Here is an 18,036-nt window from a genome sequence, read left to right as displayed (position 1 = left end):
TTAAGTGCCTGGTGCTTTTGCCAGACACTGGTTGTAATTTTATTACAGTGCACTGTACTGCTTTTACGTGAATCCGGAAACCGTAAACGCTTATCCAGCCGTGCTGTTACCGCGAACAGCCGCTTTATTGGCGTATAACCCATCAAAATGGATAAAAAAGTCGTCTTTTTCGTACCCATGAAGAAGTATGAAAATCCGACTCCGATCATGTAATGAAAAAAAACAACAACTATTTTGTCCATTTTGCCCCGTTGCTGCACTAGCAGGGGTACTATCTACCAGAGTTACCGCTCGATTTCTCCTTATCGTTGAAATCGTTTTTGCCCATGACCCATGAGTCTACCTACATCATGAATATGCTGGAAAAAATCCAGTTAAAACTGGAACATTTGAGCAAGTCAGAGCGTAAAGTCGCCGACATTATTCTTGCCTCTCCCGAGCGGGCAATTCACTCAAGCATCGCTGCGCTTGCTGTAGAAGCCAACGTCAGCGAACCGACGGTGAACCGTTTCTGTCGTAGCATGGATACGCGCGGCTTCCCTGATTTTAAACTGCATCTGGCACAAAGTCTGGCAAATGGTACCCCTTATGTTAATCGCAATGTGGATGAGGATGACAGCGTAGAATCTTATACGGGGAAAATCTTCGAATCGGCGATGGCAAGCCTTGACCACGTTCGTCAGTCGCTGGATAACGCGGCGGTAAACCGGGCGGTAGATTTGTTAACCCAGGCGAAGAAAATCGCCTTCTTTGGTTTAGGTTCTTCCGCCGCGGTCGCACACGACGCGATGAACAAATTTTTCCGCTTTAACGTACCGGTAATCTATTCCGACGACATTGTCCTGCAACGGATGAGTTGTATGAATTGTAGCGACGACGACGTCATTGTGCTTATTTCTCATACCGGAAGAACCAAAAGTCTGGTTGAACTGGCGCAGTTAGCAAGGGAAAACGACGCTATGGTTATCGCCCTCACCTCTCCCGGGACGCCACTGGCGCGTGAAGCCACGCTGGCTATTACCCTCGATGTGCCGGAAGATACTGACATTTATATGCCCATGGTCTCTCGACTTGCTCAACTGACCGTGATAGATGTGCTGGCTACAGGATTTACTTTGCGCCGAGGGGCAAAATTTAGAGATAACTTGAAGCGTGTCAAGGAAGCGCTTAAGGAATCGCGTTTTGATAAAGAATTACTCATCAAGAGTGATGACCGCTAAAAGCAATAACAATGTTCTACCCTTTTATCATCCGGGTCGTTCATTTTACCGTTAATGTTTGAGAACGGCCGGATTAATGTTCACGCAACACCTAGTTGTTTCAGTCAACGGAGTATTACATGTCCAGAAGGCTTCGCAGAACCAAAATCGTTACCACGTTAGGCCCGGCAACTGACCGCGATAACAACCTTGAGAAGATTATCGCCGCGGGTGCGAACGTCGTACGTATGAACTTTTCCCACGGCTCTCCAGAAGATCACAAACTGCGGGCGGATAAGGTCCGTGAAATTGCCGCAAAACTGGGACGTCATGTAGCTATTTTGGGTGACCTGCAGGGACCTAAAATCCGCGTATCTACCTTTAAAGAAGGTAAAGTTTTTCTTAATGTTGGCGACAAGTTCCTGTTAGACGCCAACCTCGGTAAAGGCGAAGGCGACAAAGAAAAAGTCGGCATTGATTATAAGGGACTGCCTGCAGACGTCGTGCCTGGCGATATCCTGCTGCTCGACGACGGTCGCGTACAGCTTAAAGTGCTGGAAGTTCAGGGCATGAAAGTCTTCACCGAAGTCACTGTCGGTGGCCCGCTGTCCAATAACAAGGGCATCAACAAACTGGGCGGCGGTCTCTCTGCTGAAGCCCTGACCGAAAAAGACAAAGCCGACATCATTACCGCTGCGCAAATCAGCGTTGACTATTTGGCTGTCTCCTTCCCGCGCTGCGGCGAAGATCTAAACTATGCCCGCCGTCTGGCGCGCGACGCCGGTTGCGATGCGAAAATTGTCGCCAAGGTAGAACGTGCAGAAGCCGTCTGCGACCAGAATGCGATGGATGACATCATCCTGGCTTCTGACGTAGTGATGGTAGCCCGTGGCGACCTGGGTGTTGAAATCGGTGACCCTGAGCTGGTAGGTATTCAGAAAGCGTTGATTCGCCGTGCGCGTCAGCTGAACCGTGCGGTCATCACCGCCACACAGATGATGGAGTCGATGATTACCAACCCAATGCCGACTCGTGCGGAAGTGATGGACGTGGCTAACGCCGTCCTCGACGGCACCGATGCCGTAATGCTCTCTGCCGAAACAGCAGCAGGTCAGTACCCGGCGGAAACCGTCGCGGCAATGGCGCGCGTGTGCCTGGGTGCAGAGAAGATCCCAAGCATCAACGTCTCTAAACACCGCCTTGACGTGCAGTTTGATAACGTTGAAGAAGCGATTGCGATGTCAGCGATGTACGCTGCTAACCACCTGAAAGGGGTCACCGCTATCATCGCTATGACGGAGTCTGGTCGTACTGCGCTGATGACTTCTCGTATCAGTTCCGGTCTGCCAATTTTCGCGATGTCTCGTCATGAACGTACGTTGAATCTGACCTCTCTGTATCGCGGTGTCACCCCGGTTCACTTTGACAGCGAAACAGATGGCGTCGTTGCCGCCAATGAAGCAGTGAACCTGCTGCGCGATAAAGGCTATCTGGTTTCCGGCGATCTGGTGATCGTGACACAGGGCGATGTGATGAGCACCATTGGCTCAACTAACACCACGCGTATCCTGACCGTCGAGTAACACCAGAGTTTGATGTAAAAAAGCCTCTCGTTTGAGAGGCTTTTTTTTATTTCTTCGGATAGAGATCTTTGCGCTTATAGGGCTCAATCTCGCCGGGTTTACGCGTCTTAAGCAGTTTCAGTATCCAGGTGTATTGTTCGACATGAGGCGTGACAAAAATCTCCACCTCTTCGTTCATTCGTCTGGCAATGGTGTGGTCATCCGCTGTCAGGATGTCATCCATCGGAGGACGGACCTTAATCGTCAGGCGGTGAGTTTTACCGTCATACACCGGAAACAGCGGCACGACACGCGCGTGGCAGACCTTCATCAAGCGACCAATTGCCGGTAACGTTGCTTTATAGGTAGCAAAAAAATCGACAAACTCGCTGTGCTCAGGCCCGTGGTCCTGATCCGGGAGGTAGTATCCCCAATATCCCTGTCGTACAGACTGAATAAACGGTTTGATGCCATCATTACGCGCATGTAATCGACCTCCGAAACGACGGCGTACCGTGTTCCAGACGTAATCAAATACCGGGTTTCCCTGATTGTGGAACATTGCTGCCATTTTCTGTCCCTGGGAAGCCATCAGCATCGCCGGGATATCTACGCCCCAGCCATGAGGAACGAGAAAAATCACTTTTTCATCGTTGCGGCGCATCTCTTCGATGATTTCAAGGCCCTGCCAGTCAACCCGATTCTGAATTTTCTCCGGCCCGCGCAGGGCGAGTTCCGCCATCATGACCATCGCCTGAGGGGCGGTCGCGAACATCTCATCAACAATGGCTTCGCGCTCAGCTTCGCTGCGTTCAGGAAAACAAAGGGATAAATTGATCAGCGCTCTGCGACGTGAGCTTTTTCCCAAGCGTCCAACCATCCGTCCGAGCTTTGCCAGAATAGGATCGCGAAATGACGCTGGCGTTAACGCAATCCCAGCTATCGCCGCTACACCCAGCCAGGCGCCCCAGTAGCGCGGATGGCGAAATGATTTATGAAACTCAGGGATATACTCAATATTCTTTTTTTTCGTTTCCATGCTCTTCCAGTGTCTGGTGCCGCGAAAAGTAAATCTGCTGATAGTGTAGCGGCGCACCGTGCGCCGTACAAAATAAAAAAGCCGGCACGCATCGCGTACCGGCTTTATCAGTGTGCTAATTAATCAAAACGTAGCTGAGGCATAACTTCTTTCACCTGCGCCAGATAATCGGTGCGATCCGAGCCGGTCAGACCTTCTGTACGCGGCAGTTTAGCCGTCAGAGGGTTCACGGCCTGCTGGTTGATCCACACTTCGTAGTGCAGATGGGGACCAGTTGAACGCCCCGTGTTACCTGACAGCGCGATACGATCGCCACGTTTCACTTTTTGACCTGGTTTCACCAACAGCTTACGCAGGTGCATATAACGGGTGGTGTAGGTGCGACCATGACGAACCGCAACATAGTATCCGGCAGCGCCGCTACGCTTCGCTACAACCACTTCACCATCGCCTACCGACAGTACCGGCGTCCCCTGCGGCATCGCAAAGTCGACACCTTTGTGCGGCGCTACGCGTCCAGTCACCGGATTCAGGCGACGCGGGTTAAAGTTCGAGGAGATGCGGAACTGTTTCGCCGTCGGGAAACGCATGAAGCCTTTCGCCAGCCCGGTACCGTTACGGTCATAGAACTTACCGTCTTCAGCACGGATGGCGTAATAGTCTTTGCCTTCAGAACGTAAACGCACGCCCAGCAGCTGGCTTTGCTCGCGCTTACCGTCCAGCATTTCGCGAGACATCAGCACTGAGAACTCATCGCCTTTTTTCAGTTTGCGGAAATCCATCTGCCACTGCATGGCCTTAATCACCGCGCTGATTTCAGAGCTGGTCAGTCCGGCCTCTTTGGCGCTGGCGACGAAGCTTCCGCCCACCGTGCCTTTGATACGGCTGTTAACCCAATCGCCCTGCTGCATTTCGCTGCTCATTTTGAAACCTGTCGCAGTACGATCGTAAGTGCGGGTTTCACGGCGGGACACTTCCCAGGTCAGACGCTGCAGGTCACCTTCCGCGCTTAAGGTCCAGGATAACTGCTGACCAATTTTCAGATTGCGTAGTTCTTTATCGGAAGCAGCGAGCTGACTGATGTCGCCCATATCGATGCCGTACTGATTCAGAATACTGCTCAGCGTATCGCCTGTGGAGACGACATACTCATGCACGCCGGCTTCACCAGACGTTTTGTCATCCAGTTCATCCTGCGGAATGGCTTCGTCTTCCTGCGCGGCCTGATCGATAGGTTCACTGGCCTCAGGCAACAGTGAACGAATTTCGCTTTTTTCCAGCTCGATAGTTTTAACGATGGGTGCTGAATCGGGATGGTAAACATAAGGCCGCCAGACGGCGACGGCCAATGTCAGTACGGTAAGCGACCCCAGCATAACGCGATGGGGTCGCGGCAGATTATTAAATGCCAGAGCGACAGAGCGGGCTATCTGTTGCACGTATTCACTTCCTCATTAATCTCCTTTCAGGCAGCTCGCATACTGGTTGGCTAATTGGTTCAAAAACGCTGAATAGCTTGTTTTACCCAGTTTGATATTCGTTCCGAGCGGATCCAACGTTCCCATTCGAACGGATGTCCCTCTCGCGACGGCTTCAACGACCGCTGGCCTGAACTGTGGCTCAGCAAAAACGCAGGTTGCTTTTTGCTCAACCAACTGTGTTCTTATTTCATGTAAACGCTGCGCACCAGGTTGAATCTCAGGGTTCACGGTAAAGTGACCAAGCGGTGTTAGTCCGTAATGTTTCTCGTAGTAGCCATAGGCGTCATGAAAAACGAAATAACCTTTTCCCTTGAGCGGTGCGAGCTCGTTACCTACCTGCTTATCGGTTGCGGCTAATTGTGCCTCAAAATCCTTCAGGTTGGCGTCAAGTTTGGCTCGACTTTGCGGCATAAGTTCCACTAATTTTTCATGGATTGCAACCGCTGAGGCCCGCGCTATCTCTGGGGAAAACCAAAGATGCATGTTGTAATCGCCATGATGGTGATGCTCGTCACTTTTTTCACTGCCAGCATCATTGTGTCCATGATCGTCATCGTCGTCATCAGCACCTTTCAAGAGTAACGGTTTCACGTCATTGAGCTGCGCAATCGTTACCTGTTTCGCGTTAGGAATATTCTTGACTGACTTTTCCATAAACGCTTCCATCTCAGGTCCAATCCAAACAACTAAGTCCGCGCCCTGTAAGCGTTTTACGTCTGATGGACGCAGTGAATAGTCATGTTCGGAAGCCCCGTCAGGCAGGAGAACCTCAGTGTCTGTTACCCCGTCTGCAATGGCTGAAGCAATAAACCCCAGCGGCTTGAGCGAGGCCACCACAGCGGCATTTGCTGCCTGTGTTGCACTACCCCAAAGAGCAGCGGATAATGCTGCGAAAAGAAGCGTATTTTTATGTAACATAATGCGACCAATCATCGTAATGAATGTAAGAAATGTGATATTATAACATTCTATAACTTCTGCAAGACTAAAATTGATATGACGACTTTGGTTTCACTGGAAAATGTCTCGGTCTCTTATGGTCAACGCCGCGTCCTGTCTGACGTATCGCTTGAACTTCGACCCGGTAAAATTTTAACGCTTCTCGGCCCAAATGGCGCCGGGAAGTCTACGCTGGTGCGCGTTGTATTAGGGCTGGTAGCGGCTGATGAGGGAGTAATCAAGCGTAATGGTCAATTGCGGATTGGCTATGTACCGCAAAAACTGTACCTCGATACTACGCTGCCACTGACGGTAAATCGGTTTATGCGCTTACGTCCCGGTACCAAAAAAGAGGATATCCTTCCGGCACTGAAGCGCGTTCAAGCCGGGCATCTGATGGATGCACCGATGCAAAAGCTCTCTGGCGGGGAAACACAACGCGTCCTGTTGGCCCGTGCTTTATTGAATAAACCTCAGCTACTGGTGCTCGATGAACCAACCCAGGGCGTGGATGTCAATGGGCAGGTCGCACTGTACGACCTTATCGACCAGTTGCGACGTGAACTGGATTGCGCCGTACTGATGGTTTCCCATGACCTGCATCTGGTGATGGCCAAAACCGATGAGGTACTGTGCCTGAACCATCATATTTGCTGTTCCGGTGCGCCTGAAGTGGTTTCTATGCACCCGGAATTCATCTCAATGTTCGGGCAACGCGGCGCCGAACAACTCGGAATTTACCGTCATAATCACAATCACCGCCACGATTTACAGGGTCGTATCGTCTTACGCCGGGGAAATGGTCACTCATGATTGAATTGTTATTACCCGGCTGGTTAGCTGGGATCATGCTGGCCTGTGCCGCTGGCCCACTCGGCTCGTTTGTAGTCTGGCGTCGAATGTCTTATTTCGGTGATACGCTGGCCCACGCTTCGCTGCTGGGGGTCGCCTTTGGCCTGCTGCTGGACGTAAACCCTTTCTATGCGGTTATCGCCGTCACCCTGTTGCTGGCTGGCGGTCTGGTATGGCTGGAGAAGCGCCCTCACCTTGCGATCGATACCTTGCTGGGTATTATGGCGCACAGCGCGTTGTCATTGGGGCTGGTTGTTGTCAGCCTGATGTCCAACATCCGTGTGGATCTGATGGCTTACCTGTTTGGTGATTTGCTCGCCGTAACGCCTGAAGATCTTATCTCCATCGCCATCGGCGTGGTTATTGTTCTGGCGATTCTGTTCTGGCAGTGGCGTAACCTGCTGTCGATGACCATCAGTCCGGATCTGGCATTTGTCGATGGCGTGAAACTGCAACGCGTGAAGCTGCTGCTGATGCTGGTTACGGCGTTAACGATTGGCGTGGCGATGAAGTTTGTCGGGGCGCTGATTATCACCTCACTGCTTATCATCCCTGCGGCGACCGCCCGTCGCTTTGCCCGTACGCCGGAGCAGATGGCAGGGGTTGCCGTTGGAGTGGGAATGATAGCGGTTACAGGCGGGCTGACCTTCTCGGCCTTCTATGACACCCCGGCAGGTCCTTCCGTGGTGCTGTGCGCCGCGCTGCTGTTTATTTTCAGCATGATGAAAAAGCAAGCGAGCTAAGCATGCGTTGCCCGGTGGCGCTGCGCTTACCGGGCCCACAAAATCGCCCAGGCCTGATGAGCGTCGCGACATCAGGCATTAAGGCATCTGTGGCGGTGTAATGCCAAAATGGTTCCAGGCGCGCACGGTTGCCATACGTCCACGCGGCGTACGTTGTAGAAAACCTTGCTGAATCAGATACGGCTCCAGCACGTCCTCAATGGTTTCACGCTCTTCCCCAATCGCCGCTGCCAGGTTATCCAGTCCTACCGGTCCGCCAAAGAATTTATCGATAACCGCCAGCAGCAGCTTACGGTCCATATAATCGAATCCTTCCGCATCCACATTGAGCATATCCAGCGCCTGGGAGGCAATATCAGCCGAAATCGTGCCGTCATGCTTCACTTCAGCGAAATCGCGTACCCGGCGTAATAAACGGTTGGCGATACGCGGCGTACCGCGGGCGCGGCGTGCCACTTCCAGCGCGCCTTCATCGCTCATTTCCAGGCCCATAAAGCGTGCGCTACGCCCAACAATGTGCTGCAGGTCTGCCACCTGATAGAACTCCAGGCGCTGCACAATACCAAAACGGTCACGCAGCGGAGAGGTTAACGACCCGGCGCGCGTCGTCGCCCCGATTAGCGTGAACGGCGGCAGATCGATCTTAATCGAACGGGCAGCCGGTCCTTCACCAATCATGATATCCAGCTGATAATCTTCCATCGCCGGATACAACACCTCTTCCACCACCGGTGACAGACGGTGAATTTCATCGATAAACAGCACATCGTGGGGTTCAAGGTTGGTAAGCATTGCCGCCAGGTCACCCGCTTTTTCCAGTACCGGACCGGACGTGGTACGCAGGTTAACGCCCATTTCATTGGCGACAATATTGGCAAGCGTAGTTTTACCAAGACCAGGAGGACCGAAAATCAGCAGGTGATCGAGAGCATCACCGCGCAGCTTCGCCGCCTGGATAAAAATCTCCATTTGCGAACGAACCTGAGGCTGGCCAATATACTCTTCCAGCAATTTTGGGCGAATCGCACGATCCACCAGATCTTCAGGGGTAGTGCTGACAGCCGAAATCAGGCGATCTGCTTCAATCATCCGTTACCTCACAATGCCGCGCGAAGCGCTTCACGAATCAGGGTTTCACTGCTGGCATCAGGGCGGGCAATTTTGCTCACCATGCGGCTGGCTTCCTGTGGTTTATAGCCCAACGCCACCAGCGCAGCAACCGCTTCCTGCTCGGCGTCGTCCGTTGTCGGGCTAGCCGGAGAAGTCAGGACCAGATCCGCTGCTGGTGTAAAGAGATCACCATGCAAACCTTTAAAGCGGTCTTTCATTTCTACAATCAGGCGTTCTGCGGTTTTCTTACCAATACCCGGTAATTTCACCAGCGCGCCCAGCTCTTCGCGCTCCACGGCATTAACGAACTGCTGAGCAGACATACCGGAGAGGATCGCCAGCGCCAGCTTCGGCCCCACGCCATTGGTTTTGATTAACTCTTTAAACAGCGTGCGCTCTTGCTTGTTGTTAAAGCCATACAATAGCTGAGCATCTTCTCGCACCACAAAATGGGTGAAAATAATCGCTTCTTGCCCGGCTTCCGGCAACTCGTAGAAACAGGTCATCGGCATATGCACTTCATAGCCTACCCCGCCCGTTTCCAGAAGGACCAGCGGGGGTTGTTTTTCAATAATGATGCCTCTGAGTCTGCCTATCACGTGACGCTCCTGCGTTAAGGGCTAAAAGGTAATGCGCTATCATAAAAAAAGGCTGGATAGATATCCAGCCTCATTTGTCACTAACGTAATCGACCTCGCGCCAAATTCAGCCTCGACTCGCTCATTTGCATGGCGTTCTGACTGACATGGCAGTGGGTAATGGCAATCGCCAGTGCATCCGCGGCATCTGCTTGCGGATTCGCCGGGAGTTTTAGCAGCGTGCGTACCATATGCTGGACCTGGCTTTTTTCCGCGCTACCGATCCCCACCACGGTCTGTTTTACCTGGCGGGCCGCGTATTCAAAGACCGGTAGATCCTGATTGGTCGCCGCAACGATTGCCACGCCGCGAGCCTGTCCCAGCTTTAGCGCCGAGTCGGCGTTCTTCGCCATAAAAACCTGCTCAATGGCAAAATAGTCCGGCTGAAACTGGGTGATGATTTCCGTCACGCCCGCGTAAATCAACTTCAGACGTGACGGAAGATCGTCGACTTTGGTGCGAATGCAGCCGCTGCCGAGGTAGGTCAGCTGCCTGCCGACCTGACGAATAACGCCATAACCGGTGATGCGAGACCCCGGGTCAATGCCGAGAATAATAGACATCACGCATCTCCTGTTATTTTATGGCTTAACCACATCATTCTAAGGTGGCAGCAACCTCATCGGAGATTTCACCGTTGTGGTAAACTTCCTGCACGTCGTCGCAGTCTTCCAGCATATCGATCAGACGCATCAGCTTCGGCGCTGTTTCTGCATCCATATCCGCTTTGGTGGATGGGATCATAGACACTTCAGCTGCGTCCGCTTTCAGACCAGCCGCTTCCAGCGCGTCACGCACTTTGCCCATCTCTTCCCACGCGGTGTAAACGTCAATTGCGCCGTCGTCGAAGGTCACAACGTCTTCAGCACCTGCTTCCAGCGCCGCTTCCATGATGGCGTCTTCGTCGCCCTGTTCAAAGGAGATCACGCCTTTTTTGCTGAACAGATAAGCCACGGAACCGTCGGTACCGAGGTTACCACCCGTTTTCGTGAATGCGTGACGCACTTCCGCAACGGTACGGTTACGGTTGTCAGACAGACATTCAATCATAACGGCTGTACCGCCAGGACCGTAACCTTCATAGATGATGGTTTCCATGTTGGAATCTTCATCACCACCCACACCGCGCGCGATTGCACGGTTCAGGGTGTCACGGGTCATGTTGTTAGCCAGCGCTTTATCAACCGCTGCACGCAGACGCGGGTTAGCATCCGGATCGCCGCCGCCCAGTTTAGCCGCCGTCACCAGCTCACGAATTATTTTGGTGAAAATTTTACCGCGTTTAGCATCCTGCGCTGCTTTACGGTGTCTGGTGTTGGCCCATTTACTATGACCTGCCATAAATAATATCTCCAAAAAGCGCGCCTTTTCAGGCGACGTTAATTACAAACTCTTCAATCGCCTGCCGGTTACTCCACGACTTGGTTAATTGGGCGGCTTCAACCGCATTAACCCAACGATAGGTCAGATGTTCGGTGAACACGATCTCTCGTTCTGAGGGAAGTGCCAGGCAAAACCAGGATTCAGTATTACGTTCAATTCCCGGTGCATAGCGATGACGTAAATGGCTAAAAATCTCAAACTCCACCGTGCGCTGACAGTCAATTAAGGTCAGTTGCTCAGATGCAACATCAATGGCGACCTCTTCCTTTACTTCGCGCATAGCGGCTTGCGACGCGGTTTCACCTTCTTCAAGGCTGCCGGTGACCGACTGCCAGAAATCAGGATCGTCGCGTCGCTGTAACATCAGCACTCTCCCGGTGTCCTTTGCATAAATCACGACTAACACCGAGACAGGCTGTTTATATGTCATATCAGTTATTCTCGGCCTTCTTAACAACCTGAATGCTCAGTTCCGCCAGCGCAGCTTCGTTGGCAAAGCTTGGCGCTTCAGTCATCAGACACGCTGCAGCCGTGGTTTTCGGGAAAGCAATAACGTCACGAATGTTGTCAGTACCGGTCAACAGCATAGTCAGACGGTCCAGACCAAACGCCAGGCCCGCATGCGGCGGTGTACCATATTTTAGTGCATCCAGCAGGAAGCCGAATTTCTCACGCTGTTCTTGCTCATTAATGCCAAGAATACCGAATACGGTTTGCTGCATGTCGCCGTTGTGAATACGCACGGAACCGCCGCCTACTTCGTAGCCGTTGATGACCATATCGTACGCGTTGGCAACCGCGTCTTCCGGCGCAGCTTTCAGCTCAGCGGCCGTCATATCTTTCGGCGCGGTGAACGGGTGGTGCATTGCGGTCAGTCCGCCTTCACCATCGTCTTCGAACATTGGGAAGTCGATAACCCACAGCGGCGCCCATTTGGCTTCGTCGGTAATGCTCAGATCTTTACCCAGTTTCAGACGCAGCGCGCCCATCGCGTCGGCAACTACTTTCTTGTTGTCGGCACCGAAGAAAATCATGTCGCCGTCTTGTGCACCGGTACGTGCCAGAATCGCTTCCACAATTTCTGCGTTCAGGAACTTAGCAACTGGGCTGGTAATACCTTCCAGACCTTTCGCACGTTCGGTGACTTTGATGTAAGCCAGGCCTTTCGCGCCGTAAATCTTGATAAAGTTACCGTAATCGTCGATCTGCTTACGGCTCAGTGCAGCACCGCCCGGTACACGCAGAGCAGCTACGCGGCCTTTCGCATCGTTTGCCGGGCCAGAGAACACTGCGAACTCAACGTCTTTCACCAGATCGGCGACGTCAACCAGCTCCATCGGGTTACGCAGGTCTGGTTTATCGGAACCGTAACGACGCTCAGCTTCGGCAAAGGTCATGATCGGGAAATCACCCAGATCGACACCTTTCACTTCCAGCCACAGATTACGCACCAGCGCTTCCATCACTTCACGCACCTGCGGTGCGGTCATGAAGGAAGTCTCAACGTCGATCTGGGTAAATTCAGGCTGACGGTCAGCACGTAAGTCTTCATCACGGAAGCATTTAACGATCTGATAGTAGCGGTCAAAGCCAGACATCATCAGCAGCTGTTTAAACAACTGAGGTGATTGCGGCAGCGCGTAGAATTTACCTTTATGTACGCGAGAAGGTACCAGGTAATCGCGCGCGCCTTCCGGCGTCGCTTTGGTCAGCATCGGTGTTTCGATGTCGAGGAAGCCGTGGTCGTCCATAAAACGACGCACCAGACTGGTGATTTTGGCACGCGTTTTCAGGCGCTGCGCCATTTCAGGGCGACGCAGATCTAAATAGCGATACTTCAGTCGCGCTTCTTCGGTGTTGACGTGGTTAGAGTCCAACGGCAGCGAGTCTGAACGGTTGATGATGGTCAGATCGGAGGCCAGTACTTCAATTTCGCCCGTCGCCATATCGGCGTTGACGTTTTTCGCGTCACGCGCACGCACGGTGCCCGTAACCTGGATGCAGAACTCATTACGCAGTTCGGAGGCCAGCTTTAACGCGTCCGCACGGTCCGGATCGAAAAATACCTGCACGATACCTTCGCGGTCGCGCATATCGATAAAGATCAGGCTACCAAGATCACGACGACGGTTGACCCAACCACACAGAGTCACCTGCTGCCCCTCGTGGGACAGACGTAGCTGTCCGCAATATTCTGTACGCATGAGATATCCCTTAACTTTGCCGCAGGCGGATTGTCACCTGTCTCGCAGATGACGAAGTCGCAGCTTTAGCTGAATGTCACAACTGAATGAAAAAAGGCGGCTATTATACTGGAAATTCTGCCGCACGATAAGAGCCTACTGGGATAGACTCTCAGTCCGGTACTGACTGTACGCCTGTTTCCTGGACGGGCATTGCGTAATCTCACAAAAAATAACAAAAATTGTCGCCCCTTTCACACTGATTCGCGATTAAGGTGTAACGGAATTCTTTTATTACTGGAGTGACCATGCTGGAATTGAACGCTAAAACAACCGCCCTTGTCGTAATTGATTTACAGGAAGGGATCCTGCCTTTCGCTGGCGGCCCTCATACGGCACATGATGTGGTTACCCGCGCCGCGCAGTTGGCGGAAAAATTCCGTGCCCACGGTTCCCCGGTGGTAATGGTGCGCGTCGGCTGGTCTGACGATTACGCCGAAGCGCTGAAACAACCCGTAGATGCTCAGTCTCCGGCAAAAGCGTTACCTGAAAACTGGTGGCATTACCCGGCTGCTTTGGGGAAATGCGCCAGCGATATCGAAGTGACTAAACGCCAGTGGGGAGCCTTCTATGGCACCGATCTGGAATTGCAGCTGCGTCGCCGGGGTGTTGATACCATCGTCCTGTGCGGCATCTCGACGAACATTGGCGTTGAGTCGACGGCGCGAAATGCGTGGGAGCTGGGTTTCAGTCTTATCATTGCAGAGGATGCCTGTAGCGCCGCCAGTGCTGAGCAACACCAGGCCAGCATGACCCACATTTTCCCGCGCATTGCGCGCGTTCGCAGCGTGGAGGAGATTCTGCAAGCGCTATGATTTATATCGGTTTACCCCAGTGGTCGCATCCAAAATGGGTGCGTCTGGGGATCACCAGCCTTGAAGAGTATGCCCGCCACTTTAACTGCGTGACGCGGTAATTTTTAAAATCACTAAAGAACGCCCAAGAGCATGTGTTTTCTTTAGGTTAATCAGTGCATTATAAGACGCCTCCATATGAAATTCGGTTAAGTTCATATGAGTTAAAATGTCCCAACCATGCCCCAAAACTGGCATTTATGCCCCATACATGCCCCAAAAACCTTCCTTAAAAAGCTACGTGCCCAACCGTTGACGCTGTATAAATAAACAGTATAAATTGCGTGCAAAATCATTGTTGCTTTGGAGGCGGTATGTTCGTTGAGTTGGTGTACGACAAACGGAATGTTGAAGGATTAACAGGTGCCAGAGAAATAATTCTGAATGAGTTAACAAAGCGAGTGCACCGGATCTTTCCGGATGCAGAAGTGAAGGTTAAGCCGATGCAGGCGAACGGCTTAAACAGCGATGCCAGCAAAAGCGATCGGGAGAAGCTGAACTGCATGCTGGAGGAAATGTTTGAAGAATCCGATATGTGGTTAGTTTCGGAGTAGTGCCAGCTTTTACCAAGTCCTTTTCATACCTTTCTGGATACGGGAAACCAAATTCCCGTATTGGATGAACCATTGCCGCCCTTTTTTAAAGCTGCTCTACCAGCGGATAAAAATTATGATCCTCGCGCTGCATTCGTTCATGCACCTTGCGCAACACTACATTCGCGTCGCGGCGAAATGCCTCGTCACAATTGATAAGCTTATTTGCCGTATTCCAGCGACGGGAAAACTTTTCATACTCGGCAACAATATCAGCCATCTCGCGCTGAAAATTTACGCTCATTGTTTTTAGCTTTTGATCGTTCACCTTTTCCAGATAAGGATATAAAAACTGATCTTCGGCAGAAAGGTGTACTTTAATCACAGAACTCATACTGATAATGGTTTGAGCGATTTCTTGCGCATGAGCCGTCACACCCGCCCGGCTAAGCTCCCTGAGGCGGCTAATTTTATGGATAATCTCGGCATGCTGGATCTTCATTTTATCAATATTCACTGGGGAATCCCTTAATGAGCTTTGCAATTTATAACATATATATTAAATGCGTCTTTAAAAATAAGCAATCTGAGTTGTTTTTATTAAATTTTATAAATTTACGTTATGTAAATACATAATAAACAAAATTTGAATGCAAATATAAAGAGATCTATTGCCAATCTTCGGAATTTTTCTATCGTACATATGTCTCAAAACTGCGCCAATGCCGCCTCAAGAGATATCGCAGCATCAGTGCTGTTGATAAAGTGCGTCACCCGCCTCATAACCTCAGCCTCTTCAGCTGCATCACCTTCGATCGCTTCGCCGTCATCCGTGATTAACGCTTTCCCCCTAAGCTTCGCAAACTGCGTCCGACCTCCGGACAGAATCAACAGCGCATCACCCTGCTGTGGGCGCGTGACCGGGACGATGAGCGCATAACCCGCCGACGTCTCGAGGATGCGACTGTCGGGAGTCATGCAGACACTGGCTGGCGTAACCCGCTGCTCTATATAGTCGGTAGCTGGTGAAGGAAAGCCCATGTTTACGCCCTCTCTTGAATACCGGATAAAAACACAGTATATATACTGTATATCCATCCAGTAAAGAGGCAATAAGCAATGTTCGTGGAACTCGTTTATGACAAAAGGAATTTTGATGGTCTGCCCGGTGCAAAAGATATCATTCTGGGCGAATTGAGTAAGAGGGTTCACCGGATTTTCCCTGACGCTGATGTCAGGGTTAAACCGATGATGACACTGCCGGCGATCAACACTGACGCCAGCAAGCATGAGAAGGAACAGATAAGCCGTACTGTTCAGGAAATGTTTGAAGAAGCTGATATGTGGCTAGTGAGCGAATGAACTATGGACAACTTAATCATATCCGGCGTCAGGATTTACTTCCCAAAACCCGGTGAAAAGCTCCCAGTCCCCCCTGGCAATCTGCGTAACTTTGCCATTAAAGGGACAGTGGATGAGCGCTGTTGTCTTCTGGTGTTCGTGCAAAAAAACTGGCGTGTTCTGGCTCTTCCTGAATACGAGCATACTGGCGCTGCAATTATGGAAGCAGTCAGGCAGGGTAAGCGACTTTGGCGATAATGAAAGACGGCAATCACCATCTTTGCTATCTTCATCGCAGGCAATGCGGGCATGAACACTCTGTTGCCTGCCGCAGTTACGTTGCATACGACGTGACTACGGCAACTGCCATTTTTAAGACTGAGCACCCTGCTGATTTTGCTGGCGCTCGCGTTCAGCTTTTTCCTGAGCCTCCCGTGTTTCTTTCTGCCTCTGGTTCCAGATGCTGTCTTCCGGCATTTCCACACGCACGGACACAAACGAATCTGCAGGAATGTCGACAAGTTCGCCATCAGCAACTGTCTCAGTAAACACACCGTTAATATCGGTATTCCCTATTCTGTTCTGAGCAAACGACGGAGCGGACGGATAAACCCGGTGATAGGTCCTGATCAATACCGAGCCATCAGCATTAACTTTGTAGTCCAGCCAGATGCGGGGTTGCTTGTTTCTGTCGACCGGGATTTCGAAACCGCCATCCGTTCCACCCCACGCAGCATCAGAATTTAATCCAATGCAGCCAGTGATAAGATATTGCCCGACAGAAAGCCGCTCCACCACGCACCCTTCTGATTCATCATTTACCTCAGACTGACCATTATGAAACACTTTGACGATCGGCGAAGCGGTCTTAATGAACCCCCCTGAATCTACTGTGGTGTTCCTGTTCGTGAGAACTTTAGCGCGCCAGGTCTCAACTCCCCCAGCGGAAATCATGCTGAACGAAACTATGCCAGCCTGGGAAACAAACATAGTAAACTTGGAGGGTAGTGAATACGCAAATGTTATCCCACCCCCCCAGTCACCATACCAGTCATAACCGCTTGCGCCACTCTGTCTGAAAAAACCAAGGGCATTACTACCCAGAGAAGTGTTCGTGAGGTTATCCGGATACAATGCCCCAAGACCAAAAGTTTTTTCACCGGAATTAGTGACCGTTAACACCTGATTGAGTGCAGAACCGGAGTTCAGCACCGCGGCACTACCCAGCCCAAGATTTAAACGAGAGGCGGCTTTGTCTTCCAAATCTTTCAGGTTCTGTTGTTTGTCCAGCTTATTGCCCAATGCCGCATTTATATTATTTAACGTTGTAGCAATCCCTCCCCAGGCTGGTCCGGTGAATGAAGTGCCATCAGGCAATTTAACCGTGGCATCTCCGCTACTGCTGAATATCAGTTGCCAGTTCTGTTTGTCGTAGTTCAGGCCTCGCAGGGCTTCCGCACTTTGTGCCACCAGCGCTGCGGTAACCATATTCAGCGCCACACGGGGAACAGCTGACCAGGCAGCGCCAGATTGTGTTGGCCCGGTGAAATTGCTTACCAGCGTCAACGCTGTACCGCTTTCCACTGATTTAATCGGGAGCGTATAGGGAACACCTCCGACAGTGACAACAATAAAATCTCCGGCCGCCACCTCGGTGGTAAACGCGGTCCCGTTGCCAGCGACAGCAGCAGAGTTATTCGTCAGGGTTAAAGTTCCTGCTGACATGGATATCTCCTGAATTCAGATAATAAAAAACCCGCCGGAGCGGGTTATTTTTGGTATTTCATTGAGGGCAATTTGAACGGGTAAAGTTATTTTTATTTACCCATCGCCAGTTAAAGGGATAACCGGCCCTGTACTCAGTCTGATTAGCAATCTTTCGTACACCGTAAATCTGTATTGACTGGGTCAGCCCGCCAGGCGCAAACTCTGCCTGACAAACCGGTTTCTGTTTCTCCAGAACAGGTCCTGAACACGCTGAAAGCACCAGGCAGACAATAACTGGAATAATTATATTTTTCATTTCAATACCAGAGTTAATTATTTAAACAAAAAAATAACCAATAGCATTGAATAATAAAAATAGTTTTAATAGATCAATATTCTAAAATTGATCGTT

At 51.3% G+C, this 18,036-nt stretch carries 20 protein-coding genes and 1 pseudogene; 8 read left to right on the top strand and 13 right to left on the bottom strand.

The window, feature by feature from the left end:
• Positions 1-350: 350 nt before the first annotated feature.
• Both SK35_RS10695 and pyk read left to right on the top strand, forming a co-directional pair.
• Positions 351-1,220, top strand: coding sequence for a MurR/RpiR family transcriptional regulator (locus SK35_RS10695; RefSeq protein WP_003034893.1), 870 nt, complete (start codon positions 351-353; stop codon positions 1,218-1,220).
• Positions 1,221-1,339: 119 nt separating this feature from the next.
• Positions 1,340-2,782 carry a pyruvate kinase gene (gene pyk / locus SK35_RS10690; RefSeq protein WP_003034890.1) on the top strand — a complete coding sequence of 481 codons (1,443 nt, stop codon included), beginning with the start codon at positions 1,340-1,342 and terminating at the stop codon, positions 2,780-2,782.
• Positions 2,783-2,828: 46 nt separating this feature from the next.
• Here pyk and lpxM read toward each other — a convergent pair whose 3' ends face one another.
• From lpxM to znuA, 3 genes are all read right to left on the bottom strand, one after another.
• A complete protein-coding gene (gene lpxM / locus SK35_RS10685) occupies positions 2,829-3,800 on the bottom strand; it encodes a lauroyl-Kdo(2)-lipid IV(A) myristoyltransferase (RefSeq protein WP_048216176.1) in 972 nt (323 codons plus the stop codon).
• Between the two features lie 119 nt (positions 3,801-3,919).
• Positions 3,920-5,239, bottom strand: a complete 1,320-nt coding sequence (gene mepM / locus SK35_RS10680) for a murein DD-endopeptidase MepM (protein ID WP_003833825.1) — start codon at positions 5,237-5,239, stop codon at positions 3,920-3,922.
• Positions 5,240-5,254: 15 nt separating this feature from the next.
• The gene (znuA, locus tag SK35_RS10675) at positions 5,255-6,199 is read right to left on the bottom strand and encodes a zinc ABC transporter substrate-binding protein ZnuA (protein ID WP_048216426.1); all 945 of its coding nucleotides are present in this window, start codon (positions 6,197-6,199) and stop codon (positions 5,255-5,257) included.
• Between the two features lie 78 nt (positions 6,200-6,277).
• On the opposite strand from znuA, the gene znuC reads away from it, so the two are divergent.
• Both znuC and znuB read left to right on the top strand, forming a co-directional pair.
• Entirely contained in the window at positions 6,278-7,033 is a 756-nt protein-coding gene (gene znuC, locus SK35_RS10670; protein ID WP_048216175.1) for a zinc ABC transporter ATP-binding protein ZnuC, read from the top strand.
• On the top strand, positions 7,030-7,815 hold the full coding sequence (gene znuB / locus SK35_RS10665) for a zinc ABC transporter permease subunit ZnuB (RefSeq protein ID WP_003034874.1): 786 nt from the start codon (positions 7,030-7,032) through the stop codon (positions 7,813-7,815). Before znuC ends, znuB begins: the two co-directional genes overlap by 4 nt.
• A gap of 78 nt (positions 7,816-7,893) precedes the next feature.
• Here znuB and ruvB read toward each other — a convergent pair whose 3' ends face one another.
• From ruvB to aspS, 6 genes are all read right to left on the bottom strand, one after another.
• On the bottom strand, positions 7,894-8,904 hold the full coding sequence (gene ruvB, locus SK35_RS10660; RefSeq protein ID WP_048216174.1) for a Holliday junction branch migration DNA helicase RuvB: 1,011 nt from the start codon (positions 8,902-8,904) through the stop codon (positions 7,894-7,896).
• 8 nt (positions 8,905-8,912) lie between these two features.
• Positions 8,913-9,524, bottom strand: coding sequence for a Holliday junction branch migration protein RuvA (ruvA, locus tag SK35_RS10655; protein WP_003034869.1), 612 nt, complete (start codon positions 9,522-9,524; stop codon positions 8,913-8,915).
• An 80-nt stretch (positions 9,525-9,604) separates the two neighbouring features.
• Complete coding sequence (gene ruvC, locus SK35_RS10650) at positions 9,605-10,126, bottom strand: crossover junction endodeoxyribonuclease RuvC (protein ID WP_003034867.1); 522 nt, start codon at positions 10,124-10,126, stop codon at positions 9,605-9,607.
• A gap of 34 nt (positions 10,127-10,160) precedes the next feature.
• Positions 10,161-10,904 carry a YebC/PmpR family DNA-binding transcriptional regulator gene (locus tag SK35_RS10645; protein WP_003833836.1) on the bottom strand — a complete coding sequence of 248 codons (744 nt, stop codon included), beginning with the start codon at positions 10,902-10,904 and terminating at the stop codon, positions 10,161-10,163.
• Between the two features lie 28 nt (positions 10,905-10,932).
• Positions 10,933-11,376 (bottom strand): dihydroneopterin triphosphate diphosphatase, encoded by a 444-nt coding sequence (gene nudB, locus SK35_RS10640; RefSeq protein ID WP_003034863.1) that lies wholly within the window; start codon positions 11,374-11,376, stop codon positions 10,933-10,935.
• A 1-nt stretch (position 11,377) separates the two neighbouring features.
• A complete protein-coding gene (gene aspS, locus SK35_RS10635; protein WP_048216173.1) occupies positions 11,378-13,150 on the bottom strand; it encodes an aspartate--tRNA ligase in 1,773 nt (590 codons plus the stop codon).
• 287 nt (positions 13,151-13,437) lie between these two features.
• Between aspS and SK35_RS10630 the strand changes: the two genes are divergently transcribed.
• The 3 genes and pseudogenes from SK35_RS10630 (at position 13,438) to SK35_RS10625 (ending at position 14,597) form a co-directional block, all read left to right on the top strand.
• Entirely contained in the window at positions 13,438-14,004 is a 567-nt protein-coding gene (locus tag SK35_RS10630; protein WP_048216172.1) for a hydrolase, read from the top strand.
• A pseudogene (locus tag SK35_RS26855) lies at positions 14,001-14,096 on the top strand (hypothetical protein); the annotation flags it as partial. The gene SK35_RS10630 and the pseudogene SK35_RS26855, both read left to right, overlap by 4 nt.
• Positions 14,097-14,357: 261 nt before the next feature.
• Positions 14,358-14,597 carry a DinI family protein gene (locus SK35_RS10625; protein ID WP_048216171.1) on the top strand — a complete coding sequence of 80 codons (240 nt, stop codon included), beginning with the start codon at positions 14,358-14,360 and terminating at the stop codon, positions 14,595-14,597.
• An 85-nt stretch (positions 14,598-14,682) separates the two neighbouring features.
• On the opposite strand, the gene SK35_RS10620 is transcribed toward SK35_RS10625, so the two are convergent.
• Positions 14,683-15,093, bottom strand: coding sequence for a hemerythrin domain-containing protein (locus SK35_RS10620; protein ID WP_048216170.1), 411 nt, complete (start codon positions 15,091-15,093; stop codon positions 14,683-14,685).
• Positions 15,094-15,284: 191 nt separating this feature from the next.
• Positions 15,285-15,617, bottom strand: a complete 333-nt coding sequence (locus tag SK35_RS10615; RefSeq protein ID WP_048216169.1) for a hypothetical protein — start codon at positions 15,615-15,617, stop codon at positions 15,285-15,287.
• A 78-nt stretch (positions 15,618-15,695) separates the two neighbouring features.
• On the opposite strand from SK35_RS10615, the gene SK35_RS10610 reads away from it, so the two are divergent.
• Complete coding sequence (locus SK35_RS10610) at positions 15,696-15,938, top strand: DinI family protein (RefSeq protein WP_048216168.1); 243 nt, start codon at positions 15,696-15,698, stop codon at positions 15,936-15,938.
• Between the two features lie 351 nt (positions 15,939-16,289).
• Here SK35_RS10610 and SK35_RS10605 read toward each other — a convergent pair whose 3' ends face one another.
• Positions 16,290-17,642: a phage tail fiber protein gene (locus SK35_RS10605; RefSeq protein WP_048216166.1), complete on the bottom strand. Its 1,353-nt coding sequence runs from the start codon at positions 17,640-17,642 to the stop codon at positions 16,290-16,292.
• A gap of 58 nt (positions 17,643-17,700) precedes the next feature.
• Positions 17,701-17,940 (bottom strand): phage exclusion lipoprotein Cor, encoded by a 240-nt coding sequence (gene cor, locus SK35_RS26850; protein WP_075551254.1) that lies wholly within the window; start codon positions 17,938-17,940, stop codon positions 17,701-17,703.
• Between the last annotated feature and the right edge of the window lie 96 nt (positions 17,941-18,036).

The sequence above is a fragment of the Citrobacter sp. MGH105 genome (genome assembly GCF_001037485.2).
Classification (GTDB): domain Bacteria; phylum Pseudomonadota; class Gammaproteobacteria; order Enterobacterales; family Enterobacteriaceae; genus Citrobacter; species Citrobacter portucalensis.
The sequence above is the reverse complement of the archived record's forward strand: the minus strand, read 5'-3'. Positions and strand labels throughout refer to the sequence as shown.